Origin of the sequence: Streptomyces sp. KL116D, from assembly GCF_030766975.1 — a bacterium.
Classification (GTDB): Bacteria; Actinomycetota; Actinomycetes; order Streptomycetales; family Streptomycetaceae; genus Streptomyces; species Streptomyces longispororuber_A.
Window position 1 is genome coordinate 1 of the sequence record NZ_JASERH010000006.1, and the last position, 20575, is coordinate 20575.

A 20575-nucleotide genomic window follows, 5' to 3' on the forward strand; every position below is an offset into this window, starting at 1 on the left:
GGCCGAGCTGCGGGAGACGGCGAGGGACGGCGGCGGCTGCCGGTTCCGCGCCCGCTGCCCCTTCGCCACCGACCGCTGCGGACAGCCGCCGCCCGTGGTGACCGTCGGCGGCGCGGGCCACGAGGCCCGCTGCTGGCTGCACACGGACGACACCGCCCCCGCCGGGCTCTGATTTGTCCGGACAATCGAACTTCCGGACTTCCCGTCAACTTCTCCCGCCGCTAATCTCGCCCCGTGGCCAAACCCGTAGCCGACCCGACCTCCCACCTCGAACTCAGCGTCGACCGCAGCAGTCCGGTCCCGCTGTACTTCCAGCTCTCCCAGCAGCTGGAGGCGGCGATCGAGCACGGCGCGCTGACCCCGGGCAGCCTGCTCGGCAACGAGATCGAGCTGGCGGGCCGCCTCGGCCTGTCCCGGCCCACCGTCCGCCAGGCCATCCAGTCCCTCGTCGACAAGGGGCTGCTCGTGCGGCGCCGCGGCGTGGGCACCCAGGTCGTGCACAGCCAGGTCAAGCGCCCGCTGGAGCTGAGCAGTCTCTACGACGACCTGGAGGCGGCCGGGCAGCGGCCCGAGACCCGGGTCCTCGGCAACACGCTGGTGCCCGCCTCCGCGGAGGTCGCCGCGGCCCTGGCGATCGGCGAGGGCGAGGACGTGCACCGCATCGAGCGGCTCCGCCTCGCCCACGGCGAACCCGTCGCGTACCTCTGCAACCACCTGCCGACCGGACTGCTCGCCCTGGAGGACGCCCGCCTGGAGGCCACCGGCCTGTACCGGCTGATGCGGGCCGCGGGCATCACACTGCACAGCGCCCGCCAGTCCGTCGGGGCCCGCGCCGCCACGGCCGAGGAGGGCGAGCGGCTCGGCGAGCCGGCCGGGGCGCCGCTGCTGACCATGCAGCGGACCACGTTCGACGACAAGGGGCGCGCGGTCGAGTTCGGCTCCCACACGTACCGGGCGTCCCGCTACTCCTTCGAGTTCCAGCTCCTCGTCCGGTCCTGAGCTCCCCGGGACACGGAACGGGCACGACGTCCGAATGTTCTGACAAATTCATTGACGCTGCCGTGGGACCCCGCTACAAACACCTCCAGCCGCACCGGGCGGCCGGAGGAGAGGTGGCTCCACCATGCGCACGACGCGTACAGCCCGCACGGCCGCGGCCCTCGTCGCGGTGATCGCCCTCGCCGTCGGATGCAGTGGCTCGGGCGGCAAGGAATCCGAGGACAAGCCGGACGCCTCCGGCGGTGGCGGCGGCCAGGGCGTGAACACACCGCGCCTCAAGATCGCGATGGTCACGCACTCCGGCGAGGGCGACACCTTCTGGGACATCGTGCAGAGCGGCGCCAAGCAGGCGGCGGCCAAGGACAACGTCCAGTTCCTGTATTCCAACGACAAGGAGGCCAAGGGGCAGGCCGAGCTGGTCCAGGCGGCGATCGACAAGAAGGTCGACGGGATCGTCGTCACCCTCGCCAAGCCGCAGGCCATGCAGGCGGTCCTCGGCAAGGCGAAGGAGGCCGGCATCCCGGTCGTCTCCATCAACTCGGGCTCCGAGTTCTCGGCGAAGTTCGGCGCGCTCAGCCACATCGGCCAGGAGGAGTCGGTGGCCGGCGAGGCCGTCGGCACCGAGCTGGCGGACCAGGGCAAGAAGAAGGTCCTCTGCGTCATCCACGAGCAGGGCAACGTCTCGCTGGAGCAGCGCTGCGACGGCGTGCGCAAGACGTTCAAGGGCACCGTGGAGAACCTGAACGTCGACGGCACCAACGCCCCCGGCTCCCAGTCCTCCATCGAGGCCAAGCTCCAGGCCGACAAGTCCATCGACGGGATCGTCGCGCTCGGCGCGCCCATCGCGGCGCTCGCGGTGAAGGCGAAGGACGACGCCGGCAGCAAGGCGGAGATCGCCACGTTCGACCTGAACGCCGAGGTCGTACGGCGGCTGAAGGCCAAGGAGGTGGCCTTCGCCGTGGACCAGCAGCCGTATCTGCAGGGCTATCTGGCCGTCGACGAACTGTGGCTGTACAAGACGAACGCGAACGTCCTCGGCGGCGGAAAGCCCGTCCTCACCGGCCCCGCCCTCGTCACCGAGAAGGACGTGCCGCAGCTGGAGAAGTACACCGCGCGCGGTACCCGGTGAATGGATGCATGATCCCCGTGACCCATACTTGTGCGTTTGGGACCGCAAAGTGGTCCCCAAGGACCGGCAAACGGTCCGCCGTGACCGGCTCGCCGCCGATCCCGGTGAACGACGCAGCAGACCAAGAAGGGCACGGCCTCGTGGCACGGTTTCGGACCTGGGTGAGCATCGCCGTAGCGGGGGCCCTCGGCCTCACGCTGGCCGGGTGCAGCAGCACCGGCGGCAAGCGGGCGGAGGACGCCCGAAAGGCCCAGCAGGCCCAGGGCAAGGCCGCGGTCGACACGCCCCGCTGGACGGTCTCCATGATCACCCACTCGGGCGACGGCGACACCTTCTGGGACATCGTCCAGAGCGGCGCCGAGCAGGCGGCGGTCAAGGACAACATCAACTTCCTCTACTCGCACAGCGACGAGGCCCAGCAGCAGGCGCAGCTCGTGGACGCCGCCATCGACAAGAAGGTCGACGGCATCATCGTCACGCTCGCCAAGCCGGACGCCATGAAGGCGGCCGTGGCCCGCGCCGAGAAGGCCGGGATCCCGGTCATCACGGTGAACTCGGGCTCCGAGGAGTCCAAGAGGTTCGGCGCGCTCGCCCACATCGGCCAGGACGAGACGATCGCCGGTGAGGCCGTCGGCGACGAGCTCAACAAGCGCGGCAAGAAGAAGGCCCTCTGCGTCCTGCACGAGCAGGGCAACGTCGGGCACGAGCAGCGCTGCGCCGGTGCGAAGTCGACGTTCGACGGCAAGATGACGAACCTCTACGTCGAGGGCACGAACATGCCCGACGTGCAGTCCTCCATCGAGGCCAAGCTGCAGTCCGACAAGTCCATCGACGCCGTCGTCACGCTGGGCGCGCCGTTCGCCGCCACCGCCGTGAAGGCCAGGGAGGACGCGGGCAGCAAGGCCGAGATCGAGACGTTCGACCTGAACGAGAAGGTCGCCCAGGGCCTCCAGGACGACAGCCTCGGCTTCGCCGTCGACCAGCAGCCCTACCTCCAGGGCTACGAGGCGGTGGACCTGCTCTGGCTCTACAAGTACAACGCCAACGTGCTCGGCGGCGGCAAGCCGGTCCTCACCGGACCGCAGATCGTCACCAAGGAACAGGCCGCCGAGCTGGAGGAATACGCGAAGCGGGGGACACGATGACCACGACGGTGCCCGAGAAGCACCCGGGAAGCGGGCCGCCCGAGCCGCGGCTCGACGAACGGCTCGTGAAGAGCTCGCCCTGGAAGAAGCTGCTCGGCCGCCCCGAGCTCGGTTCGGTGGTCGGCGCGATCGCCGTCTTCGTCTTCTTCTCGATCATCGCGGACAGCTTCCTCCAGGCGTCCAGCCTGGCGACCGTGCTGTACGCGTCGTCGACCCTCGGCATCATGGCCGTCCCGGTCGCCCTGCTGATGATCGGCGGCGAGTTCGACCTGTCGGCGGGCGTCCTGGTGACGTCGTCGGCGCTGATCTCCTCGATGTTCAGCTACCAGATGACGGCGAACACCTGGGTGGGCGTCGGCGTCTCGCTCCTGGTCACCCTCGCCATCGGCGTCTTCAACGGCGTCATGCTGACCCGCACCAAGCTCCCCAGCTTCATCATCACGCTGGGCACGTTCCTGATGCTCACGGGCATGAACCTGGGCTTCACCAAGCTGATCAGCGGCACGGTGTCGACCAAGTCGATCGCCGACATGGAGGGCTTCTCCTCCGCCAAGGACGTCTTCGCCTCGACGCTGACCATCGGCGGCGTCGACTTCAAGATCACGATCCTCTGGTGGCTCGCCCTGGTCCTGGTCGCGACCTGGATCCTGCTGCGCACCCGCGTCGGCAACTGGATCTTCGCGGTCGGCGGCGACGTGGACGCGGCGCGCGCGGTGGGCGTCCCGGTCAACAAGACGAAGATCGGCCTCTACATGGGCGTCGCCTTCGGCGCCTGGATCTCCGGCCAGCACCTGCTCTTCTCGTACGACGTCGTGCAGTCCGGCGAGGGCGTCGGCAACGAGCTGATCTACATCGTCGCGGCCGTCATCGGCGGCTGTCTGATCACCGGCGGCTACGGCTCCGCGGTCGGCGCGGCCATCGGCGCCCTGATCTTCGGCATGACCAGCAAGGGCATCGTGTTCGCCGAGTGGAACTCCGACTGGTTCAAGTTCTTCCTCGGAGCGATGCTGCTCCTCGCGACCCTGCTCAACGCGTGGGTCCGCAAGCGCGCGGAGGCGAGCAAATGACGGAAGACCGCACTCCTCTCGTGGAGCTCGACGGCGTCAGCAAGTACTACGGGAACATCCGCGCCCTGGAGGACGTGTCGCTCGTCGTGAACGCGGGCGAGATCTCCTGCGTGCTCGGCGACAACGGCGCGGGCAAGTCGACCCTGATCAAGATCATCGCGGGTCTGCACCAGCACGACGCGGGCTCCTTCCGGATCGAGGGCGAGGAGACGAAGCTCTCCAACCCCCGGCAGGCCCTGGACCTCGGCATCGCCACGGTCTACCAGGACCTCGCCGTCGTCCCGCTCATGCCGGTGTGGCGCAACTTCTTCCTCGGCTCCGAGCCGACGAAGGGCACGGGCCCCTTCCGGCGCATGGACGTCGACCTGATGCGCCGCACGACCCGTACCGAGCTGCTCCGCATGGGCATCGACCTGCGCGACGTGGACCAGCCCATCGGCACGCTGTCCGGCGGTGAGCGCCAGTGCGTGGCGATCGCCCGGGCCGTCTACTTCGGCGCGAAGGTCCTCGTCCTGGACGAGCCGACCGCGGCGCTCGGCGTCAAGCAGTCGGGCGTCGTCCTCAAGTACGTGGCGGCCGCGCGTGACGCGGGTCTCGGCGTGGTCCTCATCACGCACAACCCGCACCACGCGTACCTCGTCGGCGACCGGTTCGTGCTGCTCAAGCGCGGCGCGATGTTCGGCAGCCACGCGCGCGAGGAGATCACCCTGGACGAGCTCACCCGGCAGATGGCGGGCGGCTCCGAACTCGACGACCTCCGGCACGAGCTGGAGCGGGCGCCGGTGCCCACGCATCTGGGCGGCCACACGCCCGACGGCACCGAGAAGTAGCGCCCCGCCCGACGCGCCGTCTCGGCTGCCGGGTCCTGCGCGGGGAACTGCGCGACCGGCCCCCACGCACCCGCACCCGCCCACGAGAGACCGGCCACCCCGCCCCTGAGGCGCGAAACCCGGCATGCGGCGGAGCCGTTGCGTGAGGCAGAATCGCCGCAATGAGCACCTACCGCGACCTCGCACACCGTGGCAGCGCACGGGCCACCGTCCTGCGGACGGTCGGCACCAGGGAACGCCGCTCGCACCTGACCGCCCCCCGCGTCCCGACGGTCGGCATCGACATCGGCGGCACGAAGGTGATGGCGGGCGTCGTCGACGCGGACGGCACCATCCTGGAGACGCTCCGCACGGAGACCCCGGACAAGTCGAAGAGCCCGAAGGTCGTCGAGGACACGATCTGCGAGCTGGTCCTCGACCTGTCCGACCGGCACGACGTGCACGCGGTCGGCATCGGCGCGGCGGGCTGGGTCGACGCGGACCGCAACCGCGTCCTGTTCGCCCCCCACCTGTCCTGGCGCAACGAACCGCTCCGCGACCGCCTCGCGGGCCGCCTCGCGGTCCCGGTGCTTGTCGACAACGACGCGAACACCGCCGCCTGGGCGGAGTGGCGGTTCGGCGCGGGCCGCGGCGAGGACCACCTGGTCATGATCACGCTGGGCACCGGCATCGGCGGCGCGATCCTGGAGGACGGCCAGGTCAAGCGGGGGAAGTACGGCGTCGCCGGCGAGTTCGGCCACATGCAGGTCGTCCCCGGCGGGCACCGCTGCCCGTGCGGCAACCGCGGCTGCTGGGAGCAGTACAGCTCGGGCAACGCGCTGGTCCGCGAGGCCCGCGAGCTCGCCGCGGCCGACTCCCCGGTCGCGTACAACATCATCGACCGGGTCAAGGGCAACATCCCCGACATCACCGGCCCCCTCATCACGGAGCTGGCCCGCGAGGGCGACGCCATGTGCGTCGAGCTGCTCCAGGACATCGGCCAGTGGCTCGGCGTCGGCATCGCCAATCTCGCCGCCGCCCTCGACCCGTCCTGCTTCGTCATCGGCGGCGGCGTGAGCGCCGCCGACGACCTGCTCATCGCCCCCGCCAGGGACGCCTTCAAGCGCCAGCTGACCGGGCGCGGCTACCGCCCCGAGGCCCGGATCGCCCGCGCCCAGCTCGGCCCGGAGGCCGGCATGGTCGGCGCCGCCGACCTGGCCCGGCTGGTCGCCCGCCGCTTCCGCCGCGCCAAGCGCCGCCGCGTGGAGCGCTACGAGCGGTACGAGCGCTACACCCGTACCCGTAGCGGTGCCGAAGGCTAGGGCCGGGAACAGCGACAGGAAATGCCCACCATGACGACCGTGCCCCGCCAGCCCTCGTCCCCCGACGACGAGGAGTCGCGCCGGGCCGCTGCCCGCCGCCGCGTGATCCGCCGCCGTGCCCTCACGCTCCTGACCATCGTGCTGCTCATCGGCATCCCCGCCGGATACCTGGTGATCTCCGCCAACCAGAGCCGCAACAGCGGCAAGGACAAGGAGGCCAAGTACTCCGCGACCGGCCTCACCATCGGCTGGCCGTCCAAGGTGCAGCGCCGGCTCTACGAGATCCCGATCCCGGCCCACTCGCGCAACGTCGCCTACTACGAGACGAACAACTACAAGGTCAGCCGCCTGTACGCGCAGTTCCTCACCAGCGACAAGGGCCTCGACTCGTTCCTGGAGAAGATCGACAGCGACGCCTCCGACCTGAAGAGGAACGTCCTCCCGATCAGCGACCGCGACCGCTCCGTGGCGGGCTGGAACTTCTCGGGCCCCGGCCCCTGGTACGGCCTGACCCACGACCAGCCCGACCCGAAGCCGACCCAGAGCGTCGTCGTGAACCGCTCGAACCCGGACCACCCGATGGTCTACGTCGTCTCCACCACGGAACCCTGACCACACCGCGACGACGCCAGGGCACAATGCCTCTCGTGCTGCATGTACGAGTGATCAGTCCGGCCGACCGCACCGACGAAGTCCTGCGCATCGCGGGGCAGTCCGTGGGCGTCGTCAACGTCGTGCGCTTCCTGGGCGCCGCCACGGCGCCGCCCGGCGACGTGGTGGAGTTCAACGTCGCCAGGGAGGCCGCCAACCACGTGCTGGGCAGTCTGGGGGAGTTGGGCCTCAAGGACACCGGAGCCATCACGGTGGAACAGATCGACCTGTCGATCTCCACCGCCGCCGAGCGGGCCGAGGAGGCCGCCCCGGGCGACCCGGCCGACGCGGTCGTCTGGGCCGAACTGGCCGCCCGCGTGACCGCCGACACCCGGATGACGTGGTCCTACCTCGCCTTCCTCGCGCTGGCGACGCAGATCGCCGCCATCGGCGTCCTTCTCGACCAGCCCATCCTGATCGTCGGCGCGATGGTGCTCGGACCGGAGTTCGGGCCGGTGGCCGCCGTCTGCTTCGGGATCGTGCGCCGCAGGCCGCGTTTCGTCGGCACCGCCGTGTGGTCGCTGGTGGCGGGCTTCGCCGTGGCGATGGCGATCACGGCCGCCTGCGCCGCCGTCAGCCGGGGCCTGGGCTGGATCACCCCCGAGATGCTCGACGACCGGCCGCTGACGGACTTCATCATCCACCCCGACCGGTGGTCGTTCATCGTGGCGGTCCTCGCTGGGATCGCCGGCATCCTGGCGCTGACCGCGGGCAAGTCGTCCTCGCTCGTCGGCGTCTTCATCTCGGTCACCACGGTCCCGGCGGCGGGCAACATCGCGGTCGCCGTGCCGCTCGCCCACTGGAAGGAGGTCGGCGCCTCCTTCACCCAACTCGGCGTGAACCTGGCCGGCATGTTCGTCGCCGGTGTCGGCACACTGCTCCTGCAACGCGTCCTGTGGGCCCGCTTCGGCCACAGGACCGGCCGGTGAGGCTGGTGTGAACACGCCTTCACGGGAGCCGAACCAACCTGGCCGGACCTCTCCACACCTGTGACCCGCTGTCGTTTCCCGGCCCGGCGTATGGCAGCGTGGGCGCGTGAGCACGACGACGAACAAGCCTCTGGAGTACGGCCTCGACGGGCCCGACGACGCGCCGGTCCTGGTCCTGGGACCGTCCCTCGGCACGACCCGTCACATGTGGGACCGGCAGATCGCCGAGCTGGCCCGGCAGTGGCGGGTGTTCCGCTTCGACCTGCCCGGGCACGGCGGCGCGGGCGCCCACCCGGCAGGCTCCGTCGCCGAACTGGCCGACCGGCTGCTCGCCACCCTCGACGAGGCGGGCGTGCAGCGGTTCGGGTACGCGGGCTGTTCGCTCGGCGGCGCGCTCGGCGCCGAGCTGGCGCTGCGCCACCCCGAGCGGGTCGCGTCCCTGGCCCTGATCGCGGCCTCGCCCCGGTTCGGCACGGCCGACGAGTTCCGCCAGCGCGGCGTCATCGTGCGCAGCAACGGGCTCGACCCCATCGCCCGTACCTCGCCCGAGCGCTGGTTCACGTCCGGCTTCGCGGCGGCCCAGCCCGCCATCACGGACTGGGCCGTGCAGATGGTGCGCACCACCGACCCGGGCTGCTACATCGCCGCCTGCGAGGCGCTCGCCGCCTTCGACATCCGCGCGGAGCTCGGCAGCATCGGCGTCCCGACGCTGGTCCTGGTCGGCTCCGAGGACCAGGTGACCGGACCCGCCGAGGCGCGCACCCTGGTCGCCGGCATCCCGGACGCCCGCCTCGCGGTGGTGCCCGGGGCCTCGCACCTGGCGCCGGTCGAGCAGCCCGCGGCCGTCACCGACCTCCTCGTACGGCACTTCTCCACGGCCTGGCTGCCCGCCTACGAGACCGGCCAGCACGCCATCCCGGCGGCCCCGGTCAAGCCGGTCCTCGCGCCCCCGCCGCCGCCCGCCGCGCCCGTCGCCGAGATAGCGGCCGCCGTGCTGCAGCCCGAGGCCGCCGTCCGCCCCGACCCGCACGACGCGGGTCTGAAGGTGCGCCGCGAGGTCCTCGGCGACGCGCACGTGGACCGGGCCCTGGCCGCGGCCGACGCGTTCTCCGGCGACTTCCAGGAGCTCATCACCCGCTACGCGTGGGGCGAGGTCTGGAACCGTCCCGGCCTGGACCGCCGGATGCGCTCGTCCGTGACGCTGACGGCCCTTGTCGCGGGCGGCCACCTCGACGAACTGGCCTTCCACACCCGCGCCGCCCTGCGCAACGGACTGACCGCCGACGAGATCAAGGAGATCCTGCTCCAGACGGCGGTCTACTGCGGCGTGCCCGCGGCGAACTCCGCGTTCAAGGTGGCCCAGCAGGTGATCCGCGAGGAGACGACACCGCAGGAATGAGCGCAGGATGGGAGGCATGAAGCTCACGAAGAAGACCCATGCCTGCGTCCGCCTGGAGAAGGACGGGCAGACGCTCGTCATCGACCCGGGCGGCTTCTCCGAGGATGACGCCGCCCTCGGGGCCGACGTGATCCTCGTGACGCACGAGCACCCGGACCACTTCGACGAGAACCGGCTGCGCGCCGGGATGGAGGCCAGTCCCGGCGCGCACATCTGGACCCTGGCGTCGGTCGCGGAGAAGATCTCGACGGCGTTCCCCGGCCGCGTCCACACGGTCGGCCACGGCGACACGTTCACGGCCGCGGGCTTCGACGTCCAGGTCCACGGCGAACTGCACGCCGTCATCCACCCCGACATCCCGCGCATCACCAACGTCGGCTATCTCATCGACGGCGGCACCGTCTTCCACCCCGGCGACGCCCTCACCGTCCCCGACCAGCCGGTCGAGACGCTGATGCTGCCCGTCATGGCGCCCTGGAACAAGATCTCCGAGGTCATCGACTACGTGCGCGAGGTCAAGCCGCGCCGCGCCTACGACGTCCACGACGCGCTCCTGACGGACCTCGCGCGCCCGATCTACGACAGGCAGGTCGGCGCGCTCGGGGGCACGGAGCACCTGCGGCTGGCGCCGGGCGACGCCGCCCGGATCTGACGCCCGCTCCGGGTCAGCCGAGGAGCCGCAGCACGTCCTCGGTCGAACCGAGCTCGGCGATCCGCGGGAAGATCTTGCCGAAGGTGTGCTCGTGCGACGCGGCGTCCGTGTCGGTCGTCGCGTCGTCGACCACCACCAGGTGGTAGCTCAGCTCGAACGCGGAGCGCGCGGTCGACTCGACGCCGATCGACGTCGAGATGCCGCCGAGCACGATCTGGGTGACCCCGCGCCGCCGCAGCTGGAGGTCCAGCTCGGTGCCGGTGAACGCGCCCCAGTGCCGCTTGGTGATCACGATGTCGTCGCCGAGCGGCCCGAGCTCGTCGGGGAACGCGGCGAACTCGGCGGGCGGCGCCTGCGTGAGCCCCGGCGCGGCGGACCGGCTCACCGGCAGGTCGCCGCCGTCCGGCGACCAGGCGACGCGCACCCGCACCACCGGCAGACCCTTGGCGCGGAAGGCGTCGGCGAGCCGCGCGGCGTTCTTCAGGACGCCGTCGGAGGGGTGCACGGTCGGCAGGCCGAGGATGCCGTTCTGGAGGTCGATGAGGACGAGCGCGGGGCGCTCGTCGAGGGAGAGGGGGCTCTTGGTGCTCATGTTCGGCAGGCTACCTGCCTAACAGGAAAACTTGCAAGGTTGCCTGTCTATCCTGGGGTGCCGGACGGGCTCGTTGTCACACCCGCCCGGTAGGTTGTGAGGCATGCGCATTGCTACCTGGAACGTGAACTCGATCACCGCGCGGCTGCCGCGCCTCCTTGCCTGGCTGGAGACCAGCGGCACGGACGTGCTGTGCATCCAGGAGACCAAGTGCTCGGCCGAGCAGTTCCCCGCGGACGAGCTGCGGGAGCTGGGCTACGAGTCGGCGGTGAACGCGAACGGCAGGTGGAACGGGGTGGCGCTGCTCTCCCGCGTCGGCCTGGAGGACGTCGTCAAGGGCCTGCCGGGCGACCCCGGCTACGACGGCGCCGAGGAGCCCCGCGCGGTCTCCGCGACCTGCGGCCCGGTCCGCGTCTGGTCGGTCTACGTGCCGAACGGCCGGGAGGTGGACCACCCGCACTACGCGTACAAGCTGCAGTGGTTCGAGGCCCTGAAGGCGGCGGTCGCGGGCGACGCGGCGGGCTCGCGCCCGTTCGCGGTGATGGGTGATTACAACGTGGCGCCGACGGACGACGACGTCTGGGACATCTCCCTCTTCGACGGCGCCACGCACGTCACGCCGGCCGAGCGGGCCGCGCTCGCCGCGCTGCGCGAGGCGGGCCTGTCCGACGTGGTGCCGCGCCCCCTCAAGTACGACCACCCCTTCACGTACTGGGACTACCGCGCCCTCGGCTTCCCGAAGAACAAGGGCATGCGCATCGACCTGGTCTACGGGAACGCCGCGTTCGCCGGCGCCGTGAAGGACTCCTACGTCGACCGCGAGGAGCGCAAGGGCAAGGGGGCATCGGACCACGCCCCCGTCGTGGTGGATCTGGACGTGTAGCGCGACTGCGGGTGCGTAGGGCTTCTCGCGCAGTTCCCCGCGCCCCTGAGATGCGCACCTGCGGTGCGGCATCTCCCCACCGGGAAAGGCTGCGCGCAGCGCATGCCTTCCAGGGCCGCGGGGAACTGCGCGAGCAACCCACCACAATCCGCAGCCCGCGACGAAGGACCTGCCCGGCAGACGCAGTCGTCCTGTTGGGGGCGCGGGGAACTGCGCGAGAACCCCCACGCACCCGCAGGCCGCGACGGAAGCCCGCCTGGCAGACGCAGTCGCGCTGTTGGGGGCGCGGGGAACTGCGCGAGAAGCCCCACGTACCCGCAGGTCGCGACGGAAGCCCACTCGGCAGACGCAGTCGGTATGTCAGGGGCGCGGGGAACTGCGCGACCAGCCCCCGCCGGCTCGCAGCGATCATCGGTGGTCCGGAGCTAAGGCGCGAGCAGTCTCAGGTCGACCGAGTCGGCCAGTGCCTTCAGTCCCGCATCCCCGGGATGCAGATGATCCCCGCTGTCGAACTCGGCCCGTATCCGGGCCGGATGCGCCGGATCCCGCACGACGGCGTCGAAGTCCAGCACCCCGTCGAACCCCGAACCACCCTTCCGCAACCACGAGTTGACAGCGACCCGCTCCACATCGGCCGCGGCCGTGCACAGCGCCTCCCCCTCGCACGGAGTGATCGTCGCCCCGACCACCTTCAGCCCCCGCGCATGCGCCCGCGCCGCGACCTCCCGGAGCCCGGCCACGACCTGCTCCCCGGACGCGCCCCACCGCACGTCGTTGACGCCCATGAACACCACGACCGTCCGGGCCGACGTCTGCGCGAGCACATCGCGGTCGAGCCGGTGCAGCGCGCTCACCCCACCCGTGTCGGTGGAGATGCCGTCGCCCGGGTACCGGTCCGCGACGACCCGGTTCGCCGAGATGCCCTGGTTCAGCACGCCGTACCGCGGCACCTCCGACTGGCCGAGCAGCCGCGTCGACAGCACGTTCGGCCACCGGTGGTTCGCGTCCTGGGTCGACTTCACGCCGTCCGTGATGGAGTCGCCGAGCAGCACCACGGAGCCCGGCCCGCCGCCGACGTCGACGCCGGTGAGGAGCGGCCAGTACGAGAGGGTCGACGTGTACGCCGTGCCGGCCGCCTCCGCCGCGTGGTCGCCGGGCGCGCTGACGTACGACCGCTGGATCGCCTGGCTGTGCACGGGCGCCGCGGCCACCGGCTCCGGCAGGTGGAAGCTCACCAGGAGGTTCGCGTCCGCCGGCACGTCGAAGCCGACCGGGTCGCTCCACGCCTGGGTGCCCGCCGGCAGCAGTGCCCCGGCCCCGCCCCGGAACGTCAGCGGCACCGGCGCGCTCCGCGCCGCCGCCCCCGCCTCCTGCACCGCCACCGACGCGCTGCCGATCCGCACCGGCGTCGAGGCGAACGTGTTGTCGAGCCGGATCCGCACCCGCGGGCCGCCCGTGCTGGTGTGCACGACGAGCCGCACCGTGCGGTCCGCCCACGGCCCCACCGTCGTGTAGCCGGCCGTGGACGCCGACCAGGTGCCCGTCCACCCGGTGGTCGCCGCGCGCACCGAGACGTCGAAGACGTGCAGCGCCCGCCCGTCGCCGGAGGCGTCCGGCAGCTCCACGGACGTGATCTGGCGGCCCTTCCGCACCGGCACCGTGACCGTGTACAGCCGGGTCTTCTCGGTGAGTTGGGCGTCCGGCGTGTTCCGGTGCGGCAGCGCGACCGACTTCGTGGCGAGCGGTCCGGTGCGCCAGTCCGGCGCGGTCAGCGTGTACGAGGAGCGGGAGCCGTCGGCGTACCGGACGGTGCCGGTGCCGGCCGCGTCGCCGCCCGTCCCGGCGACCAGGAACGCCAGCGCGTCGCCCCGGCCGGTCACCCGGACCTGCTGCCCGTCCGCCGTCACGTTGTCGGGGCCGCTGCCCGCGGACCTCGGCCACTTCAGGCGCGCGCCGTCAACTCCCAGCGTCCGGCCGGGAGTCCAGCCCGCCGCGGTCAGGTCCTGCGCGGAGAGCGAGCCGCCCGCGCCGTCGAAGTCCGCCTCGCCGGGCCGCGCGTCGTCGCTGACGGCCCGGTTGTCGAAGAGCCGCTCCAGCGGGAGCGGCCCGGGTCTGTGCGGGGCGGCCTGGGCCGTCGTGACGGGTGTGAGCCCCGCGCAGACGGCCAGTAGGACGGCTGTTCCCCAGGTGCGTCGGCGCAAGACCGGCTCCCCTCCGTGGTGCGGCTGGCGTGACAGGTGCGCCATGAACGTAGGGAGGGGGCGGGAACGCGTCAATGAGGTGCGCCGGAAAGCGGCGTGAACTCGCCGGGAACACAGGCCCGCGCGCCTGTGGTGCCTGCGCGGGGCCAAATGCGAGGCTGTCGGTATGAAGATCCCTTTCGTGGGTAATTGGCGGAAGAAGCCGGGAGCGCGGGCCCTCGCGGTGTTCCCGCCCGACGGCGGCGATGCCGAGGGCGTGGCCGAACTCCTCTCCGAATGCGAGCTGTTGCGGGCCCAGGCGGAGCAGGAGGGCGTCGAACTCGACGACTCCGTCGGCTCGTTGGCGGCCCTCGACCAACTGGTGCCGCGCTGGCGCGAGGACGAGGAGACGCTGCACTGGCTCGGCAACGACGCGGGCCTCTACCTCGGCACGATCCTGGTCCACCAGGTGCCCGGTGCCGCCTGGGTGATCCGGCCCGACGGCCAGCCCGTGGTGTGTCTCGCCTCGGGCCGGGAGATCGACGTCGTCGAGGTGGGGCACGAGTGGGCGGCGAGCGGAGCGCCCGAACTCTCCCAGTTCTACGCGGAGGCCAGCGAGTCGTAGGCCCGGGAGGGAGGGCCGGGCATGTGAACCGCAGTTGAGCCGCAAATACGGTTAATGGCCATAAGTGCGTGTCGTCCGTTAAGTCCCATATCGGCGTGGATAGTTTGCGCGGACCGACACAGCTGAGAGTGGGCAGGTACTGCCATGGCCGTCGATCCGTTGATCGAGCTGCGTGACGTGAACAAGTACTACGGGGAGCTGCATGTCCTCCAGGACATCGACCTCACCGTCGGCAAGGGGGAGGTGGTGGTGGTCATCGGCCCTTCGGGGTCGGGCAAATCGACGCTCTGCCGGACGATCAACCGGCTGGAGACGATCCAGTCGGGGACCATCCGGCTCGACGGACAGCCGCTGCCCGAGGAGGGCAAGGCGCTCGCGCAGCTGAGGGCCGAAGTGGGCATGGTCTTCCAGTCCTTCAACCTCTTCGCGCACAAGACGGTCCTGCAGAACGTCTCGCTGGCCCAGGTGAAGGTCAGGAAGCGCAAGAAGGACGAGGCCGACAAGCGGTCCCGCGAACTCCTCGACCGGGTCGGACTCGCCGCCCACGCCGACAAGTTCCCCGCGCAGATGTCCGGCGGCCAGCAGCAGCGCGTGGCCATCGCCCGCGCCCTCGCCATGGACCCCAAGGCCCTGCTCTTCGACGAGCCGACCTCGGCCCTCGACCCCGAGATGATCAACGAGGTCCTGGAGGTCATGCAGCAACTCGCCCGCGACGGCATGACGATGGTCGTGGTCACCCACGAGATGGGCTTCGCCCGCACCGCCGCCGACCGCGTCGTCTTCATGGCCGACGGGAAGATCGTCGAGGACCGCGCCCCCGAGGACTTCTTCACCCACCCGGAGAGCGAGCGCGCCCGCGACTTCCTCTCCAAGATCCTCAAGCACTGACGGGGGAGTGCAGCACGCATGATCGCCAAGTCGCTACGGCTGCTCGCCGCCCTGCTCGTGACGGCCGTCGCCGCCACCGCCTGCGGCAAGGAAGGCAGCCCGCCGGTCAAGGGCCCGTCGGCCGAGGAGCTCCCCAAGTACCAAGTGGCCCAAGGGTTCTCGCTGCCCGACTCGCCCACCTGGAAGAGGGCCGCGAAGCGCGGCCACTTCGTCGTCGGCGCCAAGGAGGACCAGCCCTACCTCGGTGAGAAGAACCCCGCCAACGGCGTCTACTCGGGCTTCGACATCGAGATCGCCAGGATGATCTCCGCCTCGCTCGGCCTCGACCCGAAGAAGATCGCCTTCAAGACGATCGCCTCCGCCAACCGCGAGACGGCCCTGCAGAACGGGCAGATCGACTACTACGTCGGCACGTACACGATCAACGACAACCGCAAGAAGCTCGTCGGTTTCGCCGGCCCCTACTTCATGGCCGGCCAGTCGCTGCTCGTGCGCAAGGACGAGGAGGACATCAACGGCCCGCAGGACCTCGCGGGCAAGCGCGTCTGCTCGGCCGCCGGATCGACCCCGTACCAGCGCATCCAGGCCGACTACCCGAAGGCCGAACTCGTCGCGTACGACACGTACTCCATCTGCGTCGACAACCTGCTGACGTTCCAGGTCGACGCGGTCACCACCGACGACGCGATCCTGCTCGGCTTCGCCGCCAAGGCCCCCGACGAGCTGAAGCTGGCCGGCGAGCCCTTCTCCGAGGAGCCGTACGGCATCGGCGTCCCGCGCAAGGACAACGCGCTCCGGTTCGCCATGAACGACGCCCTGGAGGCGCGCCAGAAGAACGGGGACTGGAAGAAGGCGTTCGAGGCCACGCTCGGACTGTCCGGAGTGCCCGCCCCGACGCCGCCGCCCATCGACCGCTACCCGGCGAGCTGAGGAGCGTCACGTGAACGTCCTGACCGACAACATCTCGACGTACTGGAAAGGCTTCCTCGGTACCGTCGAACTCACCGTCTACGCCTCGATCCTGGCCCTCGTGCTCGGGTTCGTCATGGCCTCGTTCCGGGTCGCGCCCGTCGGCTCCTTCCGGGCGCTGGGCACCGCCTGGGTCACCGTCCTGCGCAACACCCCGCTGACCCTGCTGTTCTTCGCCGTCCTGCTGGGTCTGCCGCGGTTCGGGCTCGTGCTGCCCTTCACCGTGTTCGCGGTGCTCGCGCTCGGCTGCTACACCTCGGCGTTCATCTGCGAGGCGCTGCGGTCCGGCATCAACACCGTGCCCAAGGGGCAGGGCGAGGCGGCCCGCAGCCTCGGCATGACGTTCAGCCAGACGCTGACCACGATCATCCTGCCGCAGGCCTTCCGGTCGGTGATCCCGCCCGTCGGCTCCACCCTCATCGCGCTCGCCAAGAACTCGGCGATCGCGGGCGCGTTCAGCGTCACCGAGCTGCTCGGCACGTACAAGACGCTCAGCGAGCTCGGCTACAACATCATCTGGACGTTCGTCTGGATCGCGCTCGGATACCTCGTGATCACGCTCGCCATCAGCGCGGTCTTCAACATCCTGGAAAAGCGCTGGGGAGTCGCCCGATGAAAGCACTCGACCACGGCGCCACCGCCCTCTACGACATCCCCGGCCCCAGGACCGAGCGCCGCCACAAGCTGTACGGCGCCCTCTCCACGCTGCTCGTGCTCGCGCTCGTCGGCTGGATCGTCTACCTGCTGTTCGACACCGACCAGTTCACGTACACGAAGTGGATGCCCTTCCAGTACAAGGGGATCCAGGAGCTGCTGCTGCGCGGCCTCGGCAACACGCTGAAGGCGTTCGCCATCGCGGCCGTGCTCTCCCTCGTCCTCGGCACCCTCCTCGCCGTCGGGCGGCTCTCCGACCACCGGCCCGTGCGCTGGCTCGCGACGCTCTTCGTGGAGTTCTTCCGCGCGATGCCGGTCCTCGTGATGATCTTCTTCATCTACGTGGCCCTGAAGGTGGAGCCGCTGCCCGCGCTCGTCGCCGGCCTGACGCTCTACAACGGCTCCGTGCTCGCCGAGGTGTTCCGCTCCGGCATCAACGCGGTGGAGCGCGGCCAGCGCGAGGCGGCGTACGCGCTCGGGATGCGCAAGACACAGGTGATGGCGCACGTGCTGGTGCCGCAGGCCGTCCGGGCCATGATGCCCGCCATCATCAGCCAGCTCGTGGTGGCCCTGAAGGACACCTCGCTCGGCTTCCTGATCACCTATGAGGAGTTCCTCCACGCCGGGAAGCTGATCGCGTCGAACCTCGACTACGATTTGCCCTTCATCCCTGTGGTGATGGTCATCTCGCCGATCTACATCGGGATGTGCATGTTGCTGTCGTGGTTCGCCCAGTGGGTGGCCAGGCGACAGCGGCGCAGTCCCAAGACAGAGGCGGCGGATGTCGCGCCTGCCGAACCAGGGACGCTGCTGCCAGGAGTGCAGTAGCCGGAGCATGGGCAGTCCCCGGCCGGCCGCAGTCGGAGATCACTCCCCGCACCCGCGGGAAGAAGGTCAGCTGTGCGCACGACGGACGGGACGCGCCTGCTTGCCGAGGCCGAGCGGGCCCCGGTCGCATTCGTACGCGACGGGGGCACCGCTCTCCTTGGTGTCAGGGGCTACTTGGCCCGGTGCGAGTTCCGCGGGGCGGTCGCCGCCGCCGGGAGCGGAGTCTGGGCGGACTTGGTGACGTCGGCGACCAGCTCGACGACGTCCGGCCCGTACGCCCCGGAGTTGACGACCTTCAGGAGCAGCACGAACGAACTGTTGCCGTGCTTGCGCGCGAGGCGCTCGTGGTGGCGGGCGAGATAGCGGGTGGCGGCCTGGTTGGTGATGGGGAGCTGGCCGCAGAACAGGAAGACGGGTCTCGCCTCCTTGGACTCCCCGGCGGTGAGGCGGGCCAGGATCACGTACTCGGTCCTGCCCGGCTCCAGGCGGTAGCGCTCGGAGCCGATCTGGAAGGCGCCGCGGTCCGGCCCCGGCTCCGGATCCGTGTTCACGCGGATCCCGGGCAGCAGGCTCACCATGTGGGCGGCCATCCGGCGGTTCGAGGCCGGGCCGCCCACGCAGAACTCCGTACGCTCCCCGAAGCCCTGCTGGGCCGTGTCGTGGGCGACGACCTGGGCGTGGGCGCCGCAGTCCTTGATGAGGGCGGAGAGTTCGAGGAGGGCGAAGACGTCGTGGCGCTTCACCGTCAGCTCGGCGCCGCCCGCGTCGCGGTTCACCACCAGCAGCGACTCCGAGTTGTCGGGCAGCCCGAAGAAGGCCTGCTTGCGGCGGAGCCTCCGCTTCCACAGGTAGGTACGGGCGAGCCAGCCCAGCGCGGCGCTGATGCCCGCTGCGATCAGGCCGAGGACGATGTTGCGCACGTCTTCAGTCATGGGGGCGCACTCTAGCCAACCGGCGGACCGGTGTTCGAGGGGGTCCTGACGGCTCCCGGAAGTCAAGTTACGCTGCGCAGACGGCTGTTGACTGGAGGTACTGATGAGGCGTTCAGTTGGGCGGAATCTGTCGATGTGCGCGGTCGCGGCGAGCATGGTCGCCGTCGGGGCCGCGGCGCCCCCTTCGTCCGCTTCCGGCTCGTCGGGCACCCCGCCGAAGGTTCCGGTTGCCGTCGGGTCCGGCGGCGCCGTGGCGAGCGTCGACGCCGACGCCTCGGCCGCCGGCATCGAGGTCCTGCGCAACGGGGGCAACGCGGTGGACGCCGCCGTCGCCACCGCGGCCGCCCTCGGCGTCACCGAGCCGTACTCGTCCGGAGTCGGTGGCGGCGGCTACTTCGTCTACTACGACGCGAGGACGCGCCAGGTCCACACGATCGACGGCCGGGAGACCGCGCCGCTCACGGCCGGGTCCGACCTCTTCCTGGAGAACGGCAAGCCGCTCGCCTTCAACGACGCGGTCACCAGCGGTCTGAGCGTCGGCACGCCCGGCACCCCGGCCACCTGGCAGTCCGCGCTCGACGCCTGGGGCAGCAAGCGGCTCGGCACCGTCCTGAAGCCCGCGCGGAAGCTGGCCCACGACGGGTTCACCGTCGACGACACCTTCCGCTCGCAGACCGCGTCGAACGAGGCCCGGTTCCGGAACTTCCCCGACACGGCGAAGCTGTTCCTGCCCGGCGGGCAGCTGCCGGTCGTCGGATCGACGTTCAAGAACCCCGACCTGGCGCGCACCTACGACGAGCTGGGCCGCAAGGGGATCGGGGCGCTGTACCGCGGTGACATCGGCGCCGACGTGGTGCGGACGGTCAACGACCCGCCGGTCGACCCGGCCTCGGGCTACCGGGCGCGCCCCGGGCAGCTGTCGGCCAAGGACCTCACGGCGTACACGGCCAAGTACCAGGCGCCGTCGAAGACCTCGTACCGCGGACTCGGCGTCTACTCGATGGCGCCGTCGTCGTCCGGCGGCACGACCGTCGGCGAGGCCCTCAACATCCTGGAGCGGACCGACCTCTCGAAGGCGTCCGACGTGCGGTACCTGCACCGGTTCATCGAGGCGAGCCGGATCGCGTTCGCCGACCGGGGCCGCTGGGTCGGCGACCCGGCCTTCGAGTCCGTGCCGACCGCCGGGCTCCTGTCGCAGAAGTTCGCCGACTCGCGGGCCTGCCTGATCAAGGACGACGCCGTGCTCACCAGCCCGGTGCCGCCCGGTGACCCCCGCCACCCCGGGAAGTGCGGCGAGGCGGGCGACAAGGCCGCCCCGACCACGTTCGAGGGCGAGAACACCACGCACCTGACGGCCGCCGACAAGTGGGGCAACGTCGTCGCGTACACCCTCACCATCGAGTCGACCGGCGGCAGCGGCATCACGGTGCCGGGCCGCGGCTTCCTGCTCAACAACGAGCTGACCGACTTCTCCTTCGCGCCCGCGAGCCCCGACGTGCACGACCCGAACCTGCCGGGCCCCGGCAAGCGGCCGCGGTCGTCCATCTCCCCGACCATCGTCCTCGACAAGGCGAACCGGCCCGTCGTCGCGGTCGGCTCGCCCGGCGGCGCCACCATCATCACCACCGTGCTGCAGACGCTGACCGGGTTCCTCGACCGGGGCCTGCCGCTCGTCGACGCCATCGCGGCGCCGCGCGCCAGCCAGCGCAACGCGGCGCAGACCGAGCTCGAACCCGGCCTCTACGACAGCGCGTCGCGGGCGAAGCTCGAAGCCATCGGACACTCCTTCAAGCTCAACCCGGAGATCGGCGCCGCCACCGGCGTACAGCGGCTGCCGGGCGGCAAGTGGCTCGCGGCGGCCGAGAAGGTGCGGCGCGGCGGCGGCTCGGCGATGGTGGTCGCGCCCGGCAAGTGACAGGACG

Annotated in this window: 20 protein-coding genes; 17 read left to right on the forward strand and 3 right to left on the reverse strand. The window is 70.9% G+C overall.

From position 1 onward, the window contains the following. Positions 1–234 precede the first annotated feature (234 nt). From RBJ77_RS01655 to RBJ77_RS01700, 10 genes are all read left to right on the forward strand, one after another. Complete coding sequence (locus RBJ77_RS01655; RefSeq protein ID WP_372343321.1) at positions 235–999, forward strand: GntR family transcriptional regulator; 765 nt, start codon at positions 235–237, stop codon at positions 997–999. 124 nt (positions 1000–1123) lie between these two features. Further along, on the forward strand, positions 1124–2128 hold the full coding sequence (locus tag RBJ77_RS01660) for a sugar ABC transporter substrate-binding protein (protein ID WP_372343322.1): 1005 nt from the start codon (positions 1124–1126) through the stop codon (positions 2126–2128). A gap of 140 nt (positions 2129–2268) precedes the next feature. Further along, positions 2269–3273, forward strand: coding sequence for a sugar ABC transporter substrate-binding protein (locus tag RBJ77_RS01665; protein ID WP_372343323.1), 1005 nt, complete (start codon positions 2269–2271; stop codon positions 3271–3273). Further along, entirely contained in the window at positions 3270–4340 is a 1071-nt protein-coding gene (locus tag RBJ77_RS01670; RefSeq protein WP_372343324.1) for an ABC transporter permease, read from the forward strand. The genes RBJ77_RS01665 and RBJ77_RS01670 overlap by 4 nt, the downstream gene beginning before the upstream one ends. Continuing rightward, a complete protein-coding gene (locus tag RBJ77_RS01675; RefSeq protein ID WP_372343325.1) occupies positions 4337–5170 on the forward strand; it encodes an ATP-binding cassette domain-containing protein in 834 nt (277 codons plus the stop codon). Before RBJ77_RS01670 ends, RBJ77_RS01675 begins: the two co-directional genes overlap by 4 nt. 161 nt (positions 5171–5331) lie before the next feature. Beyond that, positions 5332–6471 (forward strand): ROK family glucokinase, encoded by a 1140-nt coding sequence (locus RBJ77_RS01680; RefSeq protein WP_255967234.1) that lies wholly within the window; start codon positions 5332–5334, stop codon positions 6469–6471. 30 nt (positions 6472–6501) lie between these two features. Next, positions 6502–7083 (forward strand): sugar kinase, encoded by a 582-nt coding sequence (locus RBJ77_RS01685; protein WP_372343326.1) that lies wholly within the window; start codon positions 6502–6504, stop codon positions 7081–7083. A gap of 35 nt (positions 7084–7118) precedes the next feature. Next, positions 7119–8051 carry a DUF389 domain-containing protein gene (locus tag RBJ77_RS01690; protein ID WP_372343327.1) on the forward strand — a complete coding sequence of 311 codons (933 nt, stop codon included), beginning with the start codon at positions 7119–7121 and terminating at the stop codon, positions 8049–8051. A 106-nt stretch (positions 8052–8157) separates the two neighbouring features. After that, the gene (gene pcaC, locus RBJ77_RS01695; protein ID WP_372343328.1) at positions 8158–9450 is read left to right on the forward strand and encodes a 4-carboxymuconolactone decarboxylase; all 1293 of its coding nucleotides are present in this window, start codon (positions 8158–8160) and stop codon (positions 9448–9450) included. Positions 9451–9466: 16 nt separating this feature from the next. Next, positions 9467–10102: an MBL fold metallo-hydrolase gene (locus tag RBJ77_RS01700; protein WP_372343329.1), complete on the forward strand. Its 636-nt coding sequence runs from the start codon at positions 9467–9469 to the stop codon at positions 10100–10102. A 13-nt stretch (positions 10103–10115) separates the two neighbouring features. Here the strand turns inward: RBJ77_RS01700 and RBJ77_RS01705 are convergent, their stop codons facing one another. Next, positions 10116–10694: an isochorismatase family protein gene (locus tag RBJ77_RS01705; protein WP_372343330.1), complete on the reverse strand. Its 579-nt coding sequence runs from the start codon at positions 10692–10694 to the stop codon at positions 10116–10118. 103 nt (positions 10695–10797) lie between these two features. Here RBJ77_RS01705 and RBJ77_RS01710 point away from each other — a divergent pair, with 103 nt between their 5' ends. Next, on the forward strand, positions 10798–11577 hold the full coding sequence (locus RBJ77_RS01710) for an exodeoxyribonuclease III (protein WP_372343331.1): 780 nt from the start codon (positions 10798–10800) through the stop codon (positions 11575–11577). 425 nt (positions 11578–12002) lie between these two features. Here the strand turns inward: RBJ77_RS01710 and RBJ77_RS01715 are convergent, their stop codons facing one another. After that, positions 12003–13823: an SGNH/GDSL hydrolase family protein gene (locus tag RBJ77_RS01715; RefSeq protein WP_372343332.1), complete on the reverse strand. Its 1821-nt coding sequence runs from the start codon at positions 13821–13823 to the stop codon at positions 12003–12005. A 121-nt stretch (positions 13824–13944) separates the two neighbouring features. On the opposite strand from RBJ77_RS01715, the gene RBJ77_RS01720 reads away from it, so the two are divergent. The 5 genes from RBJ77_RS01720 to RBJ77_RS01740 all read left to right on the forward strand — a co-directional run bounded on the left by RBJ77_RS01720 (position 13945) and on the right by RBJ77_RS01740 (position 17721). Next, complete coding sequence (locus tag RBJ77_RS01720) at positions 13945–14382, forward strand: DUF6278 family protein (protein WP_255967218.1); 438 nt, start codon at positions 13945–13947, stop codon at positions 14380–14382. A gap of 144 nt (positions 14383–14526) precedes the next feature. Beyond that, positions 14527–15270 (forward strand): amino acid ABC transporter ATP-binding protein, encoded by a 744-nt coding sequence (locus tag RBJ77_RS01725; RefSeq protein WP_255967217.1) that lies wholly within the window; start codon positions 14527–14529, stop codon positions 15268–15270. An 18-nt stretch (positions 15271–15288) separates the two neighbouring features. Beyond that, positions 15289–16200 carry a glutamate ABC transporter substrate-binding protein gene (locus RBJ77_RS01730; RefSeq protein WP_372343333.1) on the forward strand — a complete coding sequence of 304 codons (912 nt, stop codon included), beginning with the start codon at positions 15289–15291 and terminating at the stop codon, positions 16198–16200. 10 nt (positions 16201–16210) lie between these two features. Continuing rightward, the gene (locus RBJ77_RS01735) at positions 16211–16855 is read left to right on the forward strand and encodes an amino acid ABC transporter permease (RefSeq protein ID WP_255967215.1); all 645 of its coding nucleotides are present in this window, start codon (positions 16211–16213) and stop codon (positions 16853–16855) included. Further along, positions 16852–17721, forward strand: a complete 870-nt coding sequence (locus RBJ77_RS01740) for an amino acid ABC transporter permease (RefSeq protein WP_372343334.1) — start codon at positions 16852–16854, stop codon at positions 17719–17721. Before RBJ77_RS01735 ends, RBJ77_RS01740 begins: the two co-directional genes overlap by 4 nt. 170 nt (positions 17722–17891) lie before the next feature. On the opposite strand, the gene RBJ77_RS01745 is transcribed toward RBJ77_RS01740, so the two are convergent. After that, positions 17892–18653, reverse strand: a complete 762-nt coding sequence (locus tag RBJ77_RS01745) for a hypothetical protein (RefSeq protein ID WP_372343335.1) — start codon at positions 18651–18653, stop codon at positions 17892–17894. Between the two features lie 103 nt (positions 18654–18756). Here RBJ77_RS01745 and ggt point away from each other — a divergent pair, with 103 nt between their 5' ends. After that, positions 18757–20568: a gamma-glutamyltransferase gene (ggt, locus tag RBJ77_RS01750; protein ID WP_372343336.1), complete on the forward strand. Its 1812-nt coding sequence runs from the start codon at positions 18757–18759 to the stop codon at positions 20566–20568. The last annotated feature ends 7 nt before the right edge of the window (positions 20569–20575 follow it).

Bases quoted from the DNA above. Each gene is read 5' to 3' on its own strand.
- RBJ77_RS01660 (WP_372343322.1), top strand. From the start codon at position 1,124: ATGCGCACGACGCGTACAGCCCGCACGGCCGCGGCCCTCGTCGCGGTG.
- RBJ77_RS01670 (WP_372343324.1), top strand. From the start codon at position 3,270: ATGACCACGACGGTGCCCGAGAAGCACCCGGGAAGCGGGCCGCCCGAG.
- RBJ77_RS01675 (WP_372343325.1), top strand. From the start codon at position 4,337: ATGACGGAAGACCGCACTCCTCTCGTGGAGCTCGACGGCGTCAGCAAG.
- RBJ77_RS01680 (WP_255967234.1), top strand. From the start codon at position 5,332: ATGAGCACCTACCGCGACCTCGCACACCGTGGCAGCGCACGGGCCACC.
- RBJ77_RS01685 (WP_372343326.1), top strand. From the start codon at position 6,502: ATGACGACCGTGCCCCGCCAGCCCTCGTCCCCCGACGACGAGGAGTCG.
- RBJ77_RS01700 (WP_372343329.1), top strand. From the start codon at position 9,467: ATGAAGCTCACGAAGAAGACCCATGCCTGCGTCCGCCTGGAGAAGGAC.
- RBJ77_RS01705 (WP_372343330.1), bottom strand. From the start codon at position 10,694: ATGAGCACCAAGAGCCCCCTCTCCCTCGACGAGCGCCCCGCGCTCGTC.
- RBJ77_RS01710 (WP_372343331.1), top strand. From the start codon at position 10,798: ATGCGCATTGCTACCTGGAACGTGAACTCGATCACCGCGCGGCTGCCG.
- RBJ77_RS01715 (WP_372343332.1), bottom strand. From the start codon at position 13,823: ATGGCGCACCTGTCACGCCAGCCGCACCACGGAGGGGAGCCGGTCTTG.
- RBJ77_RS01720 (WP_255967218.1), top strand. From the start codon at position 13,945: ATGAAGATCCCTTTCGTGGGTAATTGGCGGAAGAAGCCGGGAGCGCGG.
- RBJ77_RS01725 (WP_255967217.1), top strand. From the start codon at position 14,527: ATGGCCGTCGATCCGTTGATCGAGCTGCGTGACGTGAACAAGTACTAC.
- RBJ77_RS01730 (WP_372343333.1), top strand. From the start codon at position 15,289: ATGATCGCCAAGTCGCTACGGCTGCTCGCCGCCCTGCTCGTGACGGCC.
- RBJ77_RS01740 (WP_372343334.1), top strand. From the start codon at position 16,852: ATGAAAGCACTCGACCACGGCGCCACCGCCCTCTACGACATCCCCGGC.
- RBJ77_RS01745 (WP_372343335.1), bottom strand. From the start codon at position 18,653: ATGACTGAAGACGTGCGCAACATCGTCCTCGGCCTGATCGCAGCGGGC.
- ggt (WP_372343336.1), top strand. From the start codon at position 18,757: ATGAGGCGTTCAGTTGGGCGGAATCTGTCGATGTGCGCGGTCGCGGCG.